This window comes from Streptomyces sp. NBC_01296, assembly GCF_035984415.1.
Classification (GTDB): Bacteria; Actinomycetota; Actinomycetes; order Streptomycetales; family Streptomycetaceae; genus Streptomyces.
The window spans coordinates 3,182,299-3,200,195 of record NZ_CP130720.1 but is presented as its reverse complement, the minus strand read 5'-3'; the positions used below and the strand labels follow the sequence as shown (position 1 = coordinate 3,200,195).

At 73.2% G+C, this 17,897-nt stretch carries 10 protein-coding genes and 1 pseudogene; 6 read left to right on the top strand and 5 right to left on the bottom strand.

What is annotated here, in order from left to right; genetic code table 11:
• Positions 1–110: 110 nt before the first annotated feature.
• The 5 genes and pseudogenes from OG299_RS14135 to fxsT all read left to right on the top strand — a co-directional run bounded on the left by OG299_RS14135 (position 111) and on the right by fxsT (position 9,521).
• Positions 111–3,278 carry an SAV_2336 N-terminal domain-related protein gene (locus tag OG299_RS14135; protein ID WP_327361675.1) on the top strand — a complete coding sequence of 1,056 codons (3,168 nt, stop codon included), beginning with the start codon at positions 111–113 and terminating at the stop codon, positions 3,276–3,278.
• Between the two features lie 60 nt (positions 3,279–3,338).
• On the top strand, positions 3,339–3,533 hold the full coding sequence (gene fxsA / locus OG299_RS14130; RefSeq protein WP_266625564.1) for an FxSxx-COOH cyclophane-containing RiPP peptide: 195 nt from the start codon (positions 3,339–3,341) through the stop codon (positions 3,531–3,533).
• 126 nt (positions 3,534–3,659) lie between these two features.
• Positions 3,660–4,898 (top strand): annotated as a pseudogene (locus tag OG299_RS14125) (FxsB family cyclophane-forming radical SAM/SPASM peptide maturase); the annotation flags it as partial.
• Positions 4,899–5,191: 293 nt separating this feature from the next.
• Positions 5,192–6,448, top strand: a complete 1,257-nt coding sequence (locus tag OG299_RS14120; RefSeq protein WP_327361674.1) for an HEXXH motif domain-containing protein — start codon at positions 5,192–5,194, stop codon at positions 6,446–6,448.
• Between the two features lie 64 nt (positions 6,449–6,512).
• Positions 6,513–9,521, top strand: a complete 3,009-nt coding sequence (fxsT, locus tag OG299_RS14115) for an FxSxx-COOH system tetratricopeptide repeat protein (protein WP_327361673.1) — start codon at positions 6,513–6,515, stop codon at positions 9,519–9,521.
• A gap of 179 nt (positions 9,522–9,700) precedes the next feature.
• Here fxsT and OG299_RS14110 read toward each other — a convergent pair whose 3' ends face one another.
• The 4 genes from OG299_RS14110 to OG299_RS14095 form a co-directional block, all read right to left on the bottom strand.
• Positions 9,701–10,075, bottom strand: a complete 375-nt coding sequence (locus tag OG299_RS14110) for a hypothetical protein (protein WP_266625558.1) — start codon at positions 10,073–10,075, stop codon at positions 9,701–9,703.
• Between the two features lie 149 nt (positions 10,076–10,224).
• Entirely contained in the window at positions 10,225–10,941 is a 717-nt protein-coding gene (locus OG299_RS14105) for a hypothetical protein (protein WP_327361672.1), read from the bottom strand.
• 350 nt (positions 10,942–11,291) lie between these two features.
• A complete protein-coding gene (locus tag OG299_RS14100) occupies positions 11,292–11,864 on the bottom strand; it encodes an HD domain-containing protein (protein WP_327364517.1) in 573 nt (190 codons plus the stop codon).
• Between the two features lie 69 nt (positions 11,865–11,933).
• On the bottom strand, positions 11,934–12,692 hold the full coding sequence (locus tag OG299_RS14095; protein ID WP_327361671.1) for a GntR family transcriptional regulator: 759 nt from the start codon (positions 12,690–12,692) through the stop codon (positions 11,934–11,936).
• Between the two features lie 162 nt (positions 12,693–12,854).
• Between OG299_RS14095 and OG299_RS14090 the strand changes: the two genes are divergently transcribed.
• A complete protein-coding gene (locus OG299_RS14090) occupies positions 12,855–13,094 on the top strand; it encodes a hypothetical protein (RefSeq protein WP_327361670.1) in 240 nt (79 codons plus the stop codon).
• An 896-nt stretch (positions 13,095–13,990) separates the two neighbouring features.
• Here the strand turns inward: OG299_RS14090 and OG299_RS14085 are convergent.
• Positions 13,991–17,896 (bottom strand): multifunctional oxoglutarate decarboxylase/oxoglutarate dehydrogenase thiamine pyrophosphate-binding subunit/dihydrolipoyllysine-residue succinyltransferase subunit, encoded by a 3,906-nt coding sequence (locus OG299_RS14085; RefSeq protein ID WP_327361669.1) that lies wholly within the window; start codon positions 17,894–17,896, stop codon positions 13,991–13,993.
• Between the last annotated feature and the right edge of the window lies 1 nt (position 17,897).

Sequence of the window (17,897 nt, the reverse complement as noted above, 5' to 3'; positions counted from 1 at the left end):
TGTCCCCCGACCGGCCGACCGTCCCCGAACAGCCTCCGGTCCCTGACCGGCCTTCCGCCCCCGACCGGGCTCCTGTCCCCGACCGGTCTGCCGCCCCCGACCGGCCTCCCGTGCCCGGCTCCTTCGGCCCGCCACCCGTCCCCGCCGCCCTGCGCGACCTCGCCGGGCTGCTGCGCGCCGCCGGGCTCGACCCCACCGCCGAGGAGCTCGCCGACGCGCTGTGGCTGGCCGGGCGGATCGGCCCGCCCGGCCCCGCCGCCCCGGACCGGGACCGGACGGCCCCGCCCCGGCGGCCGCGGACCGCGGGCGGTGCACCGCAGCCCGAGGAGGAACCCGTACGGCCCGAGCCCGATCCGGAAGACCCGGTCCGGCTCTACGCCTCCCGGGTCCTGGGGACCGTGGCGGAGGAGGCCGCCGAGTTCCCCGCCGGCGCCGGAGTGCCCGTACGGGTCCCCGGAGCGGCCGCGCTGCCCCGGATCCTGGAGATCCAGCGGGCCCTGCGCGCCCTCCAGCGGCACCGCCCGCCCGGCCCGCCCACCCGCCTCGTCCTCGACGAGCCGGCCACCGCCGAGGCCAGCGCCCGGGCCCTCGGGCTGGTCATCCCGGTGCTGCGGCCCGAGAGCCGGCGTGAGGCGACCGTACGGCTGGTCATGGACGCCTCGCCGTCGATGGCCGTGTGGCACGACATGTTCGAGGAACTGAGGTCCGTGTGCGAGCGCCTCGGCGCCTTCCGGGACGTACAGGTGCACTACCTGCACCGGCTCGGCGACGGCCGGGCCGCCGTCGGGCGCGGACCCGGCCCCGGCACCCGGCTGCGCTCCGGGGACCAGCTGCGGGACCCGACGGGGCGGGCCCTGACCATGGTCGTCTCCGACTGCGCCGGAGCGCTCTGGCGCGAGGGCGAGGCCCAGCGGCTGCTGCACCGCTGGGCCGAGTGCGCCCCGTGCGTCGTCGTCCAGCCGCTGCCGCAGCGGCTGTGGAGCCGCAGCTGGCTGCCGACCGAGCGGGGCGCCCTCACCCGCGCCGAGGGCAGCGCCGGCAAGCTGCGGTTCCGGCCCGACCGGCCGGCCCGCCACGGGCGGCCCACCGGCGGGCTGACCGTCCCCGTCCTGCCGCCCAGCGCCACCGCGCTCGGCGCCTGGGCCCGCCTCGTCGCCGGGCTCGGCACCGGGCCCGTCCCCGCCGAGGTGGGCCGGGTGCTCGCCGACCACCCCGCGGCGCCCGTCCCGCCGCCGCGCGCCGTCCGCCCGCCGCGCGAGTTGGTGCGCCGCTTCCGCGCCTCCGCCTCGCCCCGCGCCGTACAGCTCGCCGTGTACCTGTCGGCGGCGCCGCTGACCCTGCCCGTGATGCGGCTCGTACAGCGCACGATGCTGCCCGACTCCGAGCCCTCCGACCTGGCGGAGGTGCTGCTGAGCGGGCTGCTGCGGCGCGGCCGGTCCGCCGGGCAGTGGTACGAGTTCGTGCCCGGCGTCCAGGACGTCCTGCTCGGCCCGCTCGGCCGGGACGAGGCCGCGCTCGTGCTCAAGCACTGCTCCGAGTACGTGCTCGCGCACTTCGGGCGGGGCGTACGGAACTTCCCCGCCCTGGCCGTCTCCCAGCTCACCGGCGCCCCGGTGGTCGAGGAGGGCGGCGAGGAGCGGGTCCCCGCCGGGCGGCTCCCGCGGGCCTTCGCCGAGGTCTCGGCCCGCGTCGTACGGCGCTACCTGCCCGGGCCGCCCGCCGAGGCCCCGGCCGTCGCCGAGCCCGTCGCACCCCCGCCCGGCCGGGCCTGGGCGGTGCGCACGGCCCGCGACCGGCTCGCCGCGCAGGACCGTCAAGGGGGCGACGGCGGGCAGCGCGGACTGTACGAGGCCGTCGCCGTACTGCGCCGGGCCGTGGCCGCACCCGCCGGGCCCGAGGACCCGCCGGGCGAGGCGGAGTGCGAGCTGGCCGGGGTACTGCTGCGGCTGTGGGCCGGGCAGCGGGACCCGGAACTGCTCGCGGAGGCCGAGCGGGCGGTGGCCGGCCTCGGCACCCCGCCGGCCCGGGCCGTCCTCGGCCGGGTGCTGTACGAGCAGGCCCTGGCGGCCGAGCCGGACACGGAACTGCTGGCCGCCGCGGAACGGGAGTTCGCGGCCGTCGGCGGCGCCCCCGACCCGGACCTCGACCCGCGGCTGCGCCTCGACTGCGTGGTGTGGCGGGCGCAGACCCTGGTCCGCCTCGGCGAGCTCCGCGAGGACACGGGCGCGCTGCGCGAGGCGCAGTCCGCGCTGGAGGCGGTGACCGGCGGCGCGGCCTCCGACCCGGCGGTGCGGCCGGCCCTCGGCCGGGTCCTGCTGGCCCTGCTGCCCCGCACCCCCGACCCGCAGGAGCGCACCGCCCTGGCCGGGCAGGCCGCCGAGCACCTGGCGGCGGGGCTGGCCGGCGAGCCGTCGGGAGCGGCGGCCGCCCGCGTAGGGGTGGAGCTGGCCACGGCCCTGCGGTACCTGCCCGCGCGGCTGGAGGAGGCGGCCGGGCAGCTGGACCTGGCCCTGGCCGAGGCAGCCGGGGACGCGGAGCTGCGGCTGGCCGGGCTGGTCTGCCTGGCGCGGGTGCACCGGGCCCGGTACGCGCGGGACGCGGATCCGGCGGCGCTGGAGGACGCGGCCGAGGCGTACGGCCGGGCCCGCCGGCTGATCCCCCGCGACGGGGAGGCCTACGGGGAGCTGCTGCCCGAGTGGGGCGACGTACTCCTGGACCGGGCGCGGGCCGCCGACGGGCGGCGGTTCACCTCGACGGCCGTACGGGTGCTGCGCGACAGCCGGGCGGCGGTCCCGCAGTCCGACGCGCGCTCCGCGCAGCGGCTGATGCGGCTCGCGCAGGGGCTGCGGCTGCGGCACGGCTACGAGGGCGACGTGGTGGACCTGCGGGAGGCGGAGTACCTGCTGGAGCTGGCCGTCCGGCAGAGCCGCAGCCCGCTGGAGCAGGCCCGCGCGTGGCGCGAGCACGGCGACGTCCAGCAGGAGATCCACGCGCACACCCGGGCGCTGGACCGGCTCGACCGGGCCGCGGACTCCTACCGCCGGGCCTGGCGGTCCGCGCTGGCCGCCGACCGGGAGGAGCGGCGGGACGTGGCGGTGGAACTGGCCGCGCGGGTGCAGGAGTTGCGCGGCGAGGTGCTGGAGCGCCTGGCGCGGCCCCGGGCGGCGCTGGACGCGTACCGCTCGGCCGTGGAGTTGTGGACCCGGCTCGGGGAGCCCGCCGCGGAGCGGCGCGAAGCACTGCAGTCCCGGGTCCGCACCCTGGAGGCGGGGCTGTAACCCCGCCGACCGGGTAGTGGACCATCGGAGATCACGACTCGACAGGGGGACGGGCAGCCCATGGTGACTCGGCAGCAGGAAGCGGAAGCGGCGGGCTCCGCCTGTTCCGGGCAGTTACCGGACCTCTCCGGCTTCGACCTGGCCGCACTGCGCGGGATCGACCATCCCGTGCTCGCCCGGGTCATCGAAGGCATGGTGCAGCGGGTCACCCACCCCGCCGAGATCCTCAACGCGTTCGATTCCGGAGTGGCCTGACGCCGATCCCTCACGCACCGCATTCCCAAGGATACGCAGAGCAGCCACAGTTGACCCGTTTCCGCCGTTAGCCGGTGCCGTCCGCCGGGCAGGGATGCACCGTCCGCGGCGCGGGAGGTACGAACGATGAGGCAGACCAACACGAGCGATGTCGTGCTGCCCTCCCATCGGATCCACGCGCCCTGGCCGTACGCCCGGCTCGACGTGCCCGCGCTGCGCGCCGCAGGCCACCGGCCGTACCCGATACGGCAGTTCGTGCTCAAGACCCGCAGCCGCTGCAACCTCGCCTGCACCTACTGCTACGTGTACGAGATGGCCGACCAGGGCTGGCGCGGCCAGCCGGCCGCGATGTCCCCGGCCACCACCGCCCGCGCCGCCGACCGCATCGCCGAGCACGCCGCCGCCCACGACCTGGCCCGCGTCGACCTCGTCCTGCACGGCGGCGAGCCCCTGCTCACCGCCCCCGCCGAACTGGCCGCCCCCGTGGACGCCGTACGGGCCGCCCTCGCCCGGACCTCGCCGGGGACCCGGGTGACCGCCACCGTCCAGACCAACGGGACCCTGCTCACCCGCAGCCGGCTCGCGGCGCTCGCCGCCGCCGGGATACGCATCGGCGTCAGCCTCGACGGCGGTCTGCCCGCACACAACGCGCGCCGCGTGGACCACTCCGGGCGCCCCGGGTTCGGCGCCGCCGCCCGCGGCCTGCGCCTCCTGGCCCGGCACCCCGAGAGCTACGCCGGGGTGCTCTGCGTCGTCGACCTCGACCAGGACCCGGTGGAGACGTACGAGTCCCTGCTCGCCTTCGCCCCGCCGGTCATCGGACTGCTGCTGCCGCTGGCCAACTGGAGCACCCCGCCGCCCGGCCACCACCCGCCCGCCGCCAAGTACGCCGACTGGCTCCTCGCCGTCTTCGAGCGCTGGTGGCACGACGCGGTGCTGCGGACCCGGATCCGGATCTTCGAGGAGATCATCGCCCTGCTGCTCGGACTGCCCGCCGCCACCGAGACCCTCGGCCTCGCCCCCGCCACCACCGCCGTGATCGAGACCGACGGCGCCATCGAGCAGGCCGACTCGCTCAAATCCGCCTACGAGGGCGCCGCCGCCACCGGAATGACCCTGGAGCACCACAGCTTCGACGCGTTCCTCGACCACCCCGGGCTCGCCGCCCGCCAGCTCGGCCGGGAAGCCCTCGCCGACGGCTGCCGCGCCTGCGAGCTCGTCGAGGTCTGCGGTGGCGGGCACTACCCGCACCGCTACCGCGCCGGCGAGGGCTTCCGCCGGCCCTCCGTGTACTGCGCCGACCTCCAGGTCGTCATCCGCCACATCGCGGCCGCCCTGCAACAGGCGGCTGCGGGGGACCCGCCCCGGCAGAGCGCGGCCGAAGCACCGCGGGAGCCCCGGCCGCTCACGGCCACCCCGCAGCCGGCCGGCCCGACCGCCGGCGAGGTGCCCGGTCAAGACCCGGGCCCGCTCGGCCCCGCCGCCGGCCCGCCCGGCCCGCTCCCCGCCGGCGAGGTGACCCGGCAGGCGGCAGGCTCGGGCGCGGGCCGTGCCGCGCCGTTCCCCGCCGGGGAGGCGACCCGGCAGGCGGCCGGTCCGGACCCCGGCCTGCCGGGCCCGTTCCCCGCCGGCCAGGCGAACGTGCGGGCGGCCGCCTCATGACCGCCCCCCTGACCGGGTTCGCCGTCACCTCGGCGACCCTGAGTGCCCTCGCCTCCACCGAGCCCTCCGTCGGCGGCACCCGCCTGGTCCGCGACATCCGCCGCTCCAAGCGGCTCGTCCTGCTGCGCGGGGTGCTCGACGCCGCCCCCGGCGGGCGGGCCGGGGAGGCCGCCGACCACTGGGCGCTGCTGGAGGAGGCCGAACGGCACGCCCCCGACGCCGTCCGCGACGTACTGCACTACCCGGCCACCGGGGTGTGGGCCGAGGAGACCCTGCGCCGGCTGCACGCCCCGTACGGGCCCCCGGCCGACCTCGGCCACCTCGGCGCGCTCGCCGTCGCCGCGGCCCTGCGCTCCGGGATCGCCTTCAAGGCCACCCTGCGGCCCCTCCACGGCCGGCTCGTCCTGCCCACCCTCGGGCTGCTGCGCCCCGCCCGGCCCGGCCCGCTCGCCCTCACCGAGTGCTCCTGGGACCCCGACGACCCCGCCACCCTCGCCCTGCACACCCTGCCCGGCGGCCGCACCGCCCTCGACGACCTCGACCCCTACCGGGCCCCCGGCCCCGCCCACCCGGCGCCCGTGCGCCCCGCCCGCCGGCTCACCCCCAAGGGCCACAAGCGCTGGGACACCCAGTGGTCCGGCGCGCTCACGCTGCTCGACCGCTACGACACCGCCCGCGCCGAGGAGATCGGCCTGCTGCTGCGCTCCGTCGTCCCGCTGGGCGGCGGCTCCCGCTCCAGCGGCGCCACCCTGCCCGCGGCCGCCGGGTCCGTGCTCGCCCGCACCCAGGCCCCGCCCGCGCTCGCCGCGACCCTCGTCCACGAGGTGCAGCACGGCAAGCTCACCGCCCTCGCCGACGTCCTGACCCTGCACACCGCCGACCGCACGCCCCGGCACTGGGCCCCCTGGCGCAGCGACCCCCGCCCGCTCGACGGACTCCTGCACGGCGCGTACGCCCACCTGGCCCTGGCCGGGTACTGGCAGCGCGCCGCCCTCTACGGCGCCCGCGGCGCCTGGGCCCAGCACGCCCGGATCCGCGCCCAGGTCGCCGCCGTCCTGCCCGTGCTCCACAGGCATCCGCAACTCACCGCCGCCGGGCGGGAGTTCACCGCCGCCATGGCCGCGGCCGAACGGGCCATGGACGACCTGCCGCCGCCGGGGGACCAGCACGCCGTCGCCCGCCGCGCCGTCGACCGGGAGCGCCGCGCCTGGTGCGTGCAGCACCCCGAACTCGCCCCGTTCGCACAGGGGTGACGGACCGTCCGCTGCGCTACCGTTTCAACCCCGTCCACCGCCCGGATTCCAGGGAGACGGCCGCATGACCACCGGACTTCGGCAGGACCGAGACCGCGACGGAGCCGCGCAGCCGCAGCGCTTCGTCATCAGCTTCGCGGGGTTCAACCGGCCCTGGGCCGTGTGGATCGCCCACCGCCTCGAGGAGCACGGCCACCGGGTCGCCCTCGCGCGCTGGGACCCGCAGTCCAGCCCCGGCCTCGCCCCCGCCCTCGACGACCTGGCCCGCAGCGGCAGCCGGGTCCTGCTCATCCTCAGCGAGCGCTACTTCTCCGCCGCCGCCCACACCGACGAGGAGTGGAACACCGCCCTGCGCACCGTCACCGACCACCACCCCGACAAGTTCGCGGCCGTCTGCCTCACCGACGCGCCGCTGCCCAGCGCCGCCGCCGTGCTGGAGAAGACCGACCTGTGGGGCCTGGACGCGTACGAGGCGGAGTACCGCGTGCTGCGCCGGCTCGAGCTGCCCACCGACCGGATCGGCACCGAGACCGGCCGCCGCGGCCCCCGCTTCCCCAACGACCCGCCCGAGATCTGGGGCCGGATCCCGCGCCGCAACCCGCGCTTCACCGGCCGCAACGACGTCATCGGCCGACTGCGCGCCGCCCTCGCCGATGCCCCGCCCGGCGCGTCGACCGTCACCCTGCTCGGGCTGTCCGGGGTGGGCAAGACGCAGGTCGCCACCGAGTACGCGTACCGCTTCGCCTCCGAGTACGACGTGGTGTGGTGGGTCCCCGCCGAGGACCGGCCCACCCTGCGCGAGCGGCTCGCCGACCTGGCCCCCGCGATGGGCCTGCCGCGCGGCGCCGGCAGCTACGGCGAGCAGATCCGGGCCGTCCTGGAGGCGCTGCGGCGCGGCTCCCCGTACAGCCGCTGGCTGGTGGTCTTCGACGGCTGCGACAACCCCGACGACCTCACCGACCTGCTGCCGTCCGGCGCGGGCGACGTCATCATCACCTCCCGCAACCGCGAATGGGCCTCCCGGCACACCAGCCTCCTCGAAGTCCCGCTGTACGCCCGGCCCGAGTCCATCACCTTCATCCGCCGCCGGGCCCGCCGGCTCACCGGCGAGGAGGCCGACCAGCTCGCCGAGGCCCTGGAGGACTACCCCCTCGCCCTCGACCAGACCGCCGGCTGGCTCGCCGACTCCCCGCTGACGGTGGGCGACTACCTGGCCCTGCTCCAGCGCAGACTGGACTCCCGGGAGGCCGTGACCGTCTCCGACGACTACCCGCTGCCCTTCCCGACCGCCCTCGCGATACTGCTGAACAACGTCCGGGAGAACTTCCCCGACGCGCTCTCCCTGCTGCGGCTGTTCGTGTTCTTCGCCCCCGGGCCGGTGCCGCTGCGGCTGCTGCGCGAGTTCCCCGCCGCCGACGTGCCCGAGCAGCTCGCCGGGCTGATCAACGACCAGATCCGGTGGAACGCCGCCCTCAACAAGCTCGTCCAGTTCTCCGTCGTCCGCCTCGAGTACTCCGACCTGTCGGTGGAGGAGGGCGGCGGCGGGCTGGAGACCGTACAGCTGCACCGCATGGTGCACGGGATCGTCCGCGAGAACCTCTCCGAGGACGAGGCCGAACCGCTCTCCCGCGCCGTCCGGCAGGTCCTCGCAGCCGCCGACCCGGGCCGGCCCTCCGACTCCCGGCTGTGGCCCCGCTACGCCGAACTGATCCCGCACCTGGAGACCTCCGGCGTCCTGACCAGCAGCAACCCGCGGATCCAGACCTTCCTGCTGCACTGCCTGCGCTACCTGATCCTCGCCGGGGAGTACCGCACCTGCCTGCGGCTCGCCGAGCAGACCGACGCCGTGTGGCGCACGATGCTGGGCGACGACCACGACCAGGTCCGCGAGCTCAGCTACCACTACGGCGGCGCCCTGCGGATGCTCGGCCACTTCAAGCGCGCCGAGACCCTCGCCAAATCGGTCGCCGACCGGCTGCTGGCCGAGCGGGGCGACCGGGACCTGGAGACCCTGCGCGCCACCAGCACGTACGCCGGGGTGCTGCTCAGCACGGCCAAGTTCGACCGGGCGCGGGAGCTCTTGGAACACGCCTTCGCGCGCTACCGCGAGCTGCTCGGCGAGGACGACTCCACGACGTTGAACGCCGAGAACAACGTCGCCGTCGCGCTGCGGCTGCTGGGCCGCTACCAGGAGGCGTACGAGGCCGACCTCGACACCCTGCGGCGCCGCGAGCGGGTGCTGCGCGTACGGCACATCGCGACGCTCTCCTCCGGCATCGGCTGCGCCATGGGACTGCGCCTGATGGGCCGCTACCGCGAAGCCCTCGCCCGGCAGGAACAGGGCCTCAAGCTCAACTCCCAGGTCCTGGGCCCCAACCACCCCCAGACCCTGCGCGCCGAGCACAACCTCGGCATGTGCCTGCGCCGCTCGGGGGACATCCCGGGGGCCGGGGCCCGCTTGCGCAGCGTCCTGGAACGCTCGACCCGGGTCTTCGGCGCGGAGTTCCCCTGGACCCTGATGGTGGCCTCGGACTATGCCACGTACCTGCGGGAGTACGGGGACATCGGCGAGGCCCGCCGGATCTCGGAGGAGGTCGTCCGGGGCTACCAGACGCAGCTGGGGCTGGCCCACCCGTACAGCATCGGCACGGTGGGCAACCTCGGCCTCGTCCTGCGCGCCCAGGGCGAGCGGGTCGAGGCCCTCAACCTGGCGGAACAGGCCCTGGTCGGCATGCGCGGCGCGGTCGGCGACCGCCACCCGTGGACGCTGGGCTGCGCCCTGAACGCCACCGGGCACCGCAACATCACGGGGCACTTCGAGGACGCGGTGTCCCTGAGCCGTGAAACCCTCCGGGGCTGCGAGCAGATCCTGGGCCCGGACCACCCGATGACCCTGAGCGCCCAGATCGCCCTGGCGGCGGATCTCCGCTCGGCCCGCGAGGACGCGGAGGCCCAGAAGCACGAGGACGCCGGCCTCAAGGCCCTGACCCGCACTCTGGGCCCCCAACACGTCCACACGGTCTCGGCCCGCCAGCAGAACCGCCCGTACTGGGACTTCGAGCCCCAGCCGTAGGCGGCGGACGCGGTACGCCTGCGTCGCGCCCGGCGCCCGGTCCCGTGGTGGCGGTGTCCACGAGACCGGGCGCCGGCGGGACCCTCAGCCGTCGTGCGAGGTGACGACGGCGCCGGAGTCCTCCGGACCGCTCAGCCGTAATAGGAGGCGAAGGGGTATTTCAGAACGCCCGGTGACGGTCACTTGAGCATGATGCTGGCACCGAAAATGTTGCCGACCTCCGCGCATTCCTTTACGTTGGCCCGGCTGAAATAGGGAGTGCTGGCGGTGCCGGTCAGCCCCTTCGCGGTCGCAGTGCAGTACCAGTTGCCAGCCCCCTTGTACTCCACCTTGTAAACCTCGCTCTTCCCTGCCGCTATGTTTCCCGAGCACTTCGTCGCGACGTCCGTGTGGACGCAGATGTTCGCGATGGTCGCCGAGAAGTTGCTGAGGCGGAAGGCCGCGACCGGCGCCGCCTGGCTCGCAGGCGCGGTCACGAGCATTCCCGCGCCGACGGCCGCCACCATTCCGGCGACCGTTGCCAGCCTGGTGCTCCGCTTGACGGTTCGAGACATGTTTCCTCCAGTTGGGTAATTCCGTGCTGCGATATGTGAATGGACTGGTCTGTGAGTGCGTGACGGGCACATCGGCGGAGCTCTGGCGAATCGGCGCATTGATCTGTAAATCCCCGAGGTGAATGATCTCGGCGGTTCGGGGGCGGTCGTCAGACCTCGCATCGGTGCTGTTCGGCCTGCCGTGCGATCTCGCTGCGCTCCCGGCGGGCCGCGTCCGCCTCCTCGCGTACGCCGTCGAGTCGCTCCTCCAGCTGGGCGACCCGCTCGCGGTAGCGCTCCAGCTCGGCCCGCACGAACGCCACGTCCGCCACCTGCTGCGCGGCCTCCTGGCGGATCTTGTCCGCTTCCTCCTCGAACCGGTGCTTGGCCACGTCCAGTTGGGCGATGGCCAGGTCCGCGGCCTCCTCCGCCAGCGCGGTGCGCTGTTCGGCGTCCAGGGTCCGCTGGGCCGCGGCCTGGGTCACGGTCCGGATGCGCTCCTCGGCGGCGGCCGAGTCCGTGATGATGGCCAGTTCCTCGATGTAGCCCGGCAGGTCCGTGGACAGCTGGGAGATGAGCGCCACGAGGTCGGTGCGAGGGTCGGATCCGTCCGTGCCCGGCATTGCGGCTTCCGCAGCGGACTCCATCGGCGGCTCGATGTGAAGGGCGTCCGCGGCGGGCGCCGTCCCGGCCGCCTTCTTGGCCTCGGCCGCCTGGCGCTTCTCGTCCTTGCGCTGCTGCCGCTTGGCCCGGAACTTGCGGAACGCGCCCAACGCGTTGTGGTCGGGGTGGGCGCAGTACCGGGGCTCGGGACTGCCGGGCGTCGGCGCCTCGGGGTGGTTGGTGCACTCCGGATAAGCGCAGAGGGGAAGCGTCTCGACCGTCATTTTTCCGCCTTCTCACGAAATTTCGGGCTTTCCCGGATTCGAACCGTCATCGGGTGCGGCTCGCGCCGACCGGTCGCACTCGGGGATGTACGAACACGCTAGAGGCAGCAGGGGACTTGTGGGCGTCCCCAGAGGGGGCGTCACGAATCGGTAAGATCATCGGCCGCCCCGGGGCACATCGCCATGGGCTTCCGGGTCGGTGGCGGCTCTACCCGCACGAAACAGCGACCACCAGCCCATCAGGAGCCGCTGATCGCGTCGAATCGCTACGCGCTCCTCGTCGACGGCGTCCGACGGCCGTCCGGGGCTGAGCGCCCCAAGGGCGCGTGAGCGGATGGCCGTCCATGGTGTCAGGCCTTCTCGCCGAGGGCGTTCCGCAGCCAGTCCAACGGTCCTTGTGCGAGCAGTTCGTCGGCCAGTCGCCGCCCTGTCCCAGTCGTGAGCCGCGCCCGGCTGTTGTCGATCCACCGCTGTGCGTTCTCGTAGCCCTGGGCCTTGTACTCGATGCCCTGGAGCATGCACTCCAGCTTGTCCGCGTCACGCGCACAGACCGCCTCGGGTGAGTCCTTCGCCTCGTACTCGGCGACCAGCTCCCGGATCGCCGAGGCGAGCACGTCGGGCATGCCCGCGGTCTGGTCGGCGGTCACGGCCTGCGGGTCGCCGGCCGGCGCGTACTTCTTCCCGAGGTGGTTGACGTCCCCGGTACGGGTCTCCTGGGTGTCGTGCCACACGGCGAGGAACGCGGCACGCGCGGGATCGGCGCCCTCCAGTTTCGCGATGACCGACGCAATGAGCGACGTCCGCCACGAGTGCTCGGCGACGCTCTCGGGGTCGTTGACGCCGGCCATCCACCAGCCGGTACGGCGGGTGTGCTTGAGCGTGACAGCGGTCGGCAGCCCATCGGAGGCAGGGGCGCAGCAGATCGCTACGGTTCCTCCGCGACTGCGGCCGATGGGGGACGAACCCTGCCCGGTGGTTCGACCCACAGTGGATCAGGCGTCGAAGTCGTACTCAAGGACGTAGGAAGCGGAGTCCAGAGTCATCTCGTTGACCTCAACGGCCCGCCCGCCTTCGGCGAAGGCGGTACGGACGATCCGGATCACCGGTGTGCCCATGGCGAGCGAAAGCCGCTCGGCCTCGTCGGCCGAGGGCATCCGGCACCGGATCTCCTCACGGAAGTGGACGGGTTCATGCCCCAGCTCGGCCAGTCGCGCGTACGTACCGCCGGGTCCCGTGTCGACCTGGGTGACAGCAGAGTCCGCGACGATGTCCGACGGCAGGAACGACGTCGCGAGAAGCACGGGTTTGCCCTCAAGCACGAAACGGCGGCTGCGTACCCACGCGCGAGCCCCTGTGGGAAGAGCAAGGGCCCCGGAGATCCGGTCGTTCGCCTCCTCCTCACGCACTTCGATCTGATCGACGACGAGCTCTCGATCCTCGGTATCGGCGGACCAGATGGAGCGCCCTGAGCCCCACTGTTCGTGCGCCAACCGCTGGATACCGCGCCGCCGCAGGGGCCTGAACGCCCGGACGAACACACCGGCACCCTTCCGTGCCTCCGCGATGCCTTCGTTCTGCAGGACGCCGAGGGCCTGGCGTGCGGTCATCCGGGCGACCTCGTACGTGGCCATGAGGTCGTTCTCCCCGGGCAGCCGGTCGCCCGGACCGTACTCGCCCGCCTGGATGGCGGTCCTCAGCGCATCAGCGATCCGCTGGTACTTCGGCCGACGGGCGCTGCCCTGGCTGGTCATGAAACCGATCACTCCTTCTCCTCTCTAGACACCCTAGGGCCACCGGTGGGCCGTCGCATCGCACCAGCGTGGCCACCCCCTTCGGCTGAGATCTCTAGAGATCTCTTGCGGTCTAAGCGTGCATCGGCTGTAGTGCATACATCTCTAGAGAGGAGTGTCTGGATGTCGCAACACTGCGATGCCTCCGGCGCCGACTCGGGGGACGTCATTTCGGTGCCCCACCGTCTCCTGCGCCGCCGGGTCCGTGACATCGCGTCCGGCGTCGAGGGTGAGCTGATGGCCGTGGTCCGGGAGGACGTCTCCGATGACCCGGTCCGCGAGCGCTGGGTGGTACTGGCGTACGTCCGGGGCCCGTCCGGCCGGGAGATCTCCACGGCCGTGGCCAACATCGGGGCCGTGTGATGGAGGCTGCCGACCTGTTCCCGCGGTTGCCGGTCCCTCCGGACTCCTGCGCCGAGTGCGCCGCTCACGTCTCTGCGCGCTTCCAGGCCTATGTCGACCGTGACCGGTCGCGCGTCAGCGACATGAACGTGCTGATCATGAGACACCACCCCGAACTTCGGGCTCGCAGCTGAGCGCTCGGGCCCGTTGGACTCGTGGACTGTTCACGACCAGCCCCTGGCGGGCTGATAGCCGCCAGGTCACCTCAGCCGCGTAGCGATCCGTGTCGGCCTATGCCCAGCCCCGGACGACCGTCGCGTGCAGTCGGCGAGGAGCGCGTAGCGATCAGACGCGACCGGCGGTTCCCGATGGGCCGTTGGTCGCTGTTTCGTGCGGGTAGAGCCGCCACCGACCCGGAACAAGCCTGCTTATGGGCCCCGGGTGGACGTCTCCTCGGGCCGGCCTCCGACCCTGGCCGGCCGGGGTGGTGGGCCTCGGCCGGCCCCAGGGAACCGGGCAGCTCCTCCCTGATCTCCCCGTGTGCCTCTCTCCGACCCGTGCCGTTCTTTTGGGGGCTTCCCGGCAGTCTTCGTATGTCCGGGCCGGGACGGTCTGTCCAGGGTGGCCGGAGGCCATCGCGTAGCGACGCGACCGCAGGGAGCGCCCTTGACAGGGCGGCCCGGACCGGAGAGACGATGAGACTGACGGGAAACCCCCAAACCCTCCCTGATCCCGGGTGATTGGGTGCCGAACCCCGAAGCCACAGGCCCGCCGACGGGGGCGGGTGGGCAACCACCGCTCGGCGGTGGTGGGGAGAGGGGGGGAGAAGGCCCCGAGCAAGCGAAGTCCCCCGGACAGCCGGAAGGCCCGGCCCCCGAGAGGGGCCGGGCCTTCCTTCGTTCGGGCAAGCGCAGCGACTACGCCTCGAAGACCTCGTTCAGCAGTAGCTGCTGCTCCGCCTGGTGGCGCTTCGCCGAGCCCACCGCGGGGGAGGAGCCGTGCGGGCGCGAGATGCGGCGCAGGCGCTCGCCGGCCGGGACCTCCGCGCCGACCGCCAGGTCGAGGTGGTCGATCAGGTTCAGCGCGATGAACGGCCACGCACCCTGGTTCGCCGGCTCCTCCTGGGCCCAGATGTACTTCGCCGCGTTCGGGAACTTGGCGATCTCGGCCTGGAGCTCGGCGCCGGCCAGCGGGTACAGCCGCTCGATGCGGATGATCGCCGTGTCGGTGATGCCGCGCTTCTCCCGCTCGGCCTCCAGGTCGTAGTAGACCTTGCCCGCGCAGAAGACGACCTTGCGCACCGCGGACGGGTCCACGGTCGAGTCGCCGATGACCGGACGGAAGGAGCCGCTCGTGAACTCCTCCGCCTTCGACGCCGCCGCCTTCAGACGCAGCATCGACTTCGGGGTGAAGACGATGAGCGGCTTGTGGTGCGGGTTGTGGACCTGCCAGCGCAGCAGGTGGAAGTAGTTCGACGGCAGGGTCGGCATCGCGACCGTCATGTTGTCCTGCGCGCACATCTGGAGGAAGCGCTCGGGACGCGCGGACGAGTGGTCCGGGCCCTGGCCCTCGTAGCCGTGCGGCAGCAGCAGCGTGACGCCGCTCGTCTGGCCCCACTTCTGCTCCGCCGAGGAGATGAACTCGTCGACGACGGTCTGCGCGCCGTTGACGAAGTCACCGAACTGGGCCTCCCAGAGGACCAGCGCGTCCGGACGGGCCAGCGAGTAGCCGTACTCGAAGCCCATGGCCGCGTACTCGGAGAGCAGCGAGTCGTAGACGTTGTAGCGGGCCTGGTCGTCCGAGAGGTACTGGAGCGGGGTGTAGTCCTCGCCCGTCTCCCGGTCGATGAGGACCGCGTGGCGCTGGCCGAAGGTGCCGCGGCGGGAGTCCTGGCCCGACAGGCGGACCGGGGTGCCCTCCATCAGCAGCGAGCCGAAGGCGAGGGTCTCGCCCATGCCCCAGTCGATCGTGCCCTCGTCGATCATCGCCGCGCGGCGCTGCAGCTGCGGCTGCAGACGCGGGTGCACGGTGACGTGGTCCGGGACGTTGACCTGGGACTCGGCGATCCGCTTGACGACGTCCTGCGAGATCGCGGTGTTCACCGGGACCGGGAACTCCTGCGCGGTCTGCACGGGCGTCACCGGGGCGCCGGCGGCGGGGGAGGTCGCGGCCTCGCGGACCTCCGCGAAGACCTTCTCCAGCTGGCCCTGGAAGTCCTGGAGCGCCTGCTCCGCCTCTTCCAGCGTGATGTCGCCGCGACCGATGAGGGACTCGGTGTACAGCTTGCGCACCGAGCGCTTCTTGTCGATCAGGTCGTACATCAGCGGCTGCGTGAACGCCGGGTTGTCCGACTCGTTGTGACCGCGGCGGCGGTAGCAGATGAGGTCGATGACGACGTCCTTGTTGAACGCCTGGCGGAACTCGAAGGCGAGCCGCGCGATGCGGACCACGGCCTCCGGGTCGTCACCGTTCACGTGGAAGATCGGCGCCTCGATCATGCGGGCCACGTCGGTCGCGTACATCGAGGAACGCGAGGACTCCGGGGCGGCGGTGAAGCCGACCTGGTTGTTGATCACGACGTGGACGGTGCCGCCGGTGCGGTAGCCGCGCAGCTGAGACATGTTCAGCGTCTCGGCGACGACGCCCTGGCCGGCGAAGGCCGCGTCACCGTGCAGGGCGACGGGCAGGACGGTGAAGTCCGTGCCGCCCTTGTTGATGACGTCCTGCTTGGCGCGGACGACGCCCTCCAGGACCGGGTCCACCGCCTCCAGGTGCGAGGGGTTGGCGACGAGCGAGACCTTGATCTGCTCCCCGTCCAGGCCCGTGAAGGTGCCCTGGGCGCCCAGGTGGTACTTGACGTCGCCGGAGCCGTGCATGGACTTCGGGTCGAGGTTGCCCTCGAACTCGCGGAAGATCTGCGCGTACGACTTGCCGACGATGTTCGCGAGCACGTTCAGGCGGCCGCGGTGGGCCATGCCGATCGCGACCTCGTCGAGGCGGGCCTCGGCGGCCGAGTCGATGACGGCGTCGAGCAGCGGGATGACGGACTCGCCGCCCTCGAGGGAGAAGCGCTTCTGGCCGACGTACTTCGTCTGCAGGAAGGTCTCGAAGGCCTCGGCCGCGTTCAGGCGGCGCAGGATGCGCAGCTGCTCCTCGCGCTCCGGCTTGGAGTGCGGGCGCTCGATGCGGTCCTGGATCCAGCGGCGCTGCTTCGGGTCCTGGATGTGCATGAACTCGACGCCGGTGGTGCGGCAGTACGAGTCGCGCAGCACGCCGAGGATGTCGCGGAGCTTCATCATCGACTTGCCGGAGAAGCCGCCGACCGCGAACTCGCGCTCCAGGTCCCACAGGGTGAGGCCGTGCTCGGTGATGTCGAGGTCGGGGTGCTTGCGCTGCTTGTACTCCAGCGGGTCGGTGTCGGCCATGACGTGGCCGCGGACCCGGTAGGAGTGGATCAGCTCGAAGACGCGGGCGGCCTTCGTGACGTCGTCGTCGTGCGAGGCGTCGATGTCGCGGTTCCAGCGGACCGGCTCGTACGGGATGCGCAGGGCCTCGAAGACGTCGTCGTAGAAGCCGTTCTCGCCGAGGAGGAAGTTCGCGACGATGCGCAGGAACTCGCCGGAGGCGGCGCCCTGGATGACCCGGTGGTCGTAGGTCGAGGTCAGGGTCATGACCTTGGAGATGCCCAGCTTGTTCAGGGTGTCCTGGGAGGTGCCCTGGAACTCGGCGGGGTAGTCCATGGAGCCGACGCCCATGATGACCGACTGTCCGGGCATCAGGCGGGGCACGGAGTGGACGGTGCCCAGGCCGCCGGGGTTGGTCAGCGAGACGGTGACGCCGGTGAAGTCGTCCATCGTCAGCTTGCCGACGCGGGCGCGGCGGACGATGTCCTCGTACGCCTGCCAGAACTCGAAGAAGTTGAGGGTCTCGGCCTTCTTGATGCCGGCGACGACGAGCTGGCGGTCGCCGTTCGGCTTCACCAGGTCGATCGCGAGGCCGAAGTTCACGTGCTCCGGCTTGACCAGGGTGGGCTTGCCGTCCTTCTCCGCGAAGGAGTAGTTCATCGACGGCATGGCCTTGATGGCCTGCACCATCGCGTAGCCGATGAGGTGGGTGAAGGAGATCTTCCCGCCCCGGGCGCGCTTCAGGTGGTTGTTGATGACGATGCGGTTGTCGAACAGCAGCTTCACCGGGACGGCGCGGACGGACGTGGCCGTCGGGACGTCGAGGGACGCGTTCATGTTCTTGGCGACCGCGGCGGCCGGGCCGCGGAGCGTCACCAGCTCGGGGCCCGCGGGGGCTCCGGCGGTGGGCGCGGCAGCGGGCGCGGGCTTCTGGGCGGCGACGGGGGCGGCGGAGGCCGGAGCCGGAGCCGGAGCCGGAGGGGCTGCGGCGGCCGGTGCGGCGGCCTGGGCCTGGGAGGTGACAGTCACAGCAGGGGCACCAGAGGGGGTGGCAGGAGCAGGGGCAGGAGCTGACACAGGCGTGGGCGCGGCGACAGGAGAGGGCGCGGCGGCGCTCGCCGCCCCCGTGGCGGCAGCGTCGGAGACCTGCGGAGCGACGGCAGGGGCGGCCTGTGCGGAGGCGCCGTCCGTCGTCGGGGACTTCTTGGGCTCGTCCGGCTTCACCGGAGACGCAATGCCCCCCGGCTTGTAGTCGGCGAAGAAGTCCCACCAGGCCCGGTCGACCGAATTCGGGTCCTGGAGGTACTGCTGATAGATCTCGTCGACGAGCCACTCATTGGCGCCGAAGCCTGAGGCAGGGGTCTTCCCGCCCTCTGCTTCGGTCGTGGTGCTCGAGTTACTGGGGGACTGTGGCGACACG

Coding starts and splice junctions, on each gene's coding strand:
- OG299_RS14105 (WP_327361672.1), bottom strand. CDS start 10,941: ATGACGGTCGAGACGCTTCCCCTCTGCGCTTATCCGGAGTGCACCAAC.
- OG299_RS14110 (WP_266625558.1), bottom strand. CDS start 10,075: ATGTCTCGAACCGTCAAGCGGAGCACCAGGCTGGCAACGGTCGCCGGA.
- OG299_RS14120 (WP_327361674.1), top strand. CDS start 5,192: ATGACCGCCCCCCTGACCGGGTTCGCCGTCACCTCGGCGACCCTGAGT.
- OG299_RS14095 (WP_327361671.1), bottom strand. CDS start 12,692: ATGACCAGCCAGGGCAGCGCCCGTCGGCCGAAGTACCAGCGGATCGCT.
- fxsA (WP_266625564.1), top strand. CDS start 3,339: ATGGTGACTCGGCAGCAGGAAGCGGAAGCGGCGGGCTCCGCCTGTTCC.
- OG299_RS14090 (WP_327361670.1), top strand. CDS start 12,855: ATGTCGCAACACTGCGATGCCTCCGGCGCCGACTCGGGGGACGTCATT.
- fxsT (WP_327361673.1), top strand. CDS start 6,513: ATGACCACCGGACTTCGGCAGGACCGAGACCGCGACGGAGCCGCGCAG.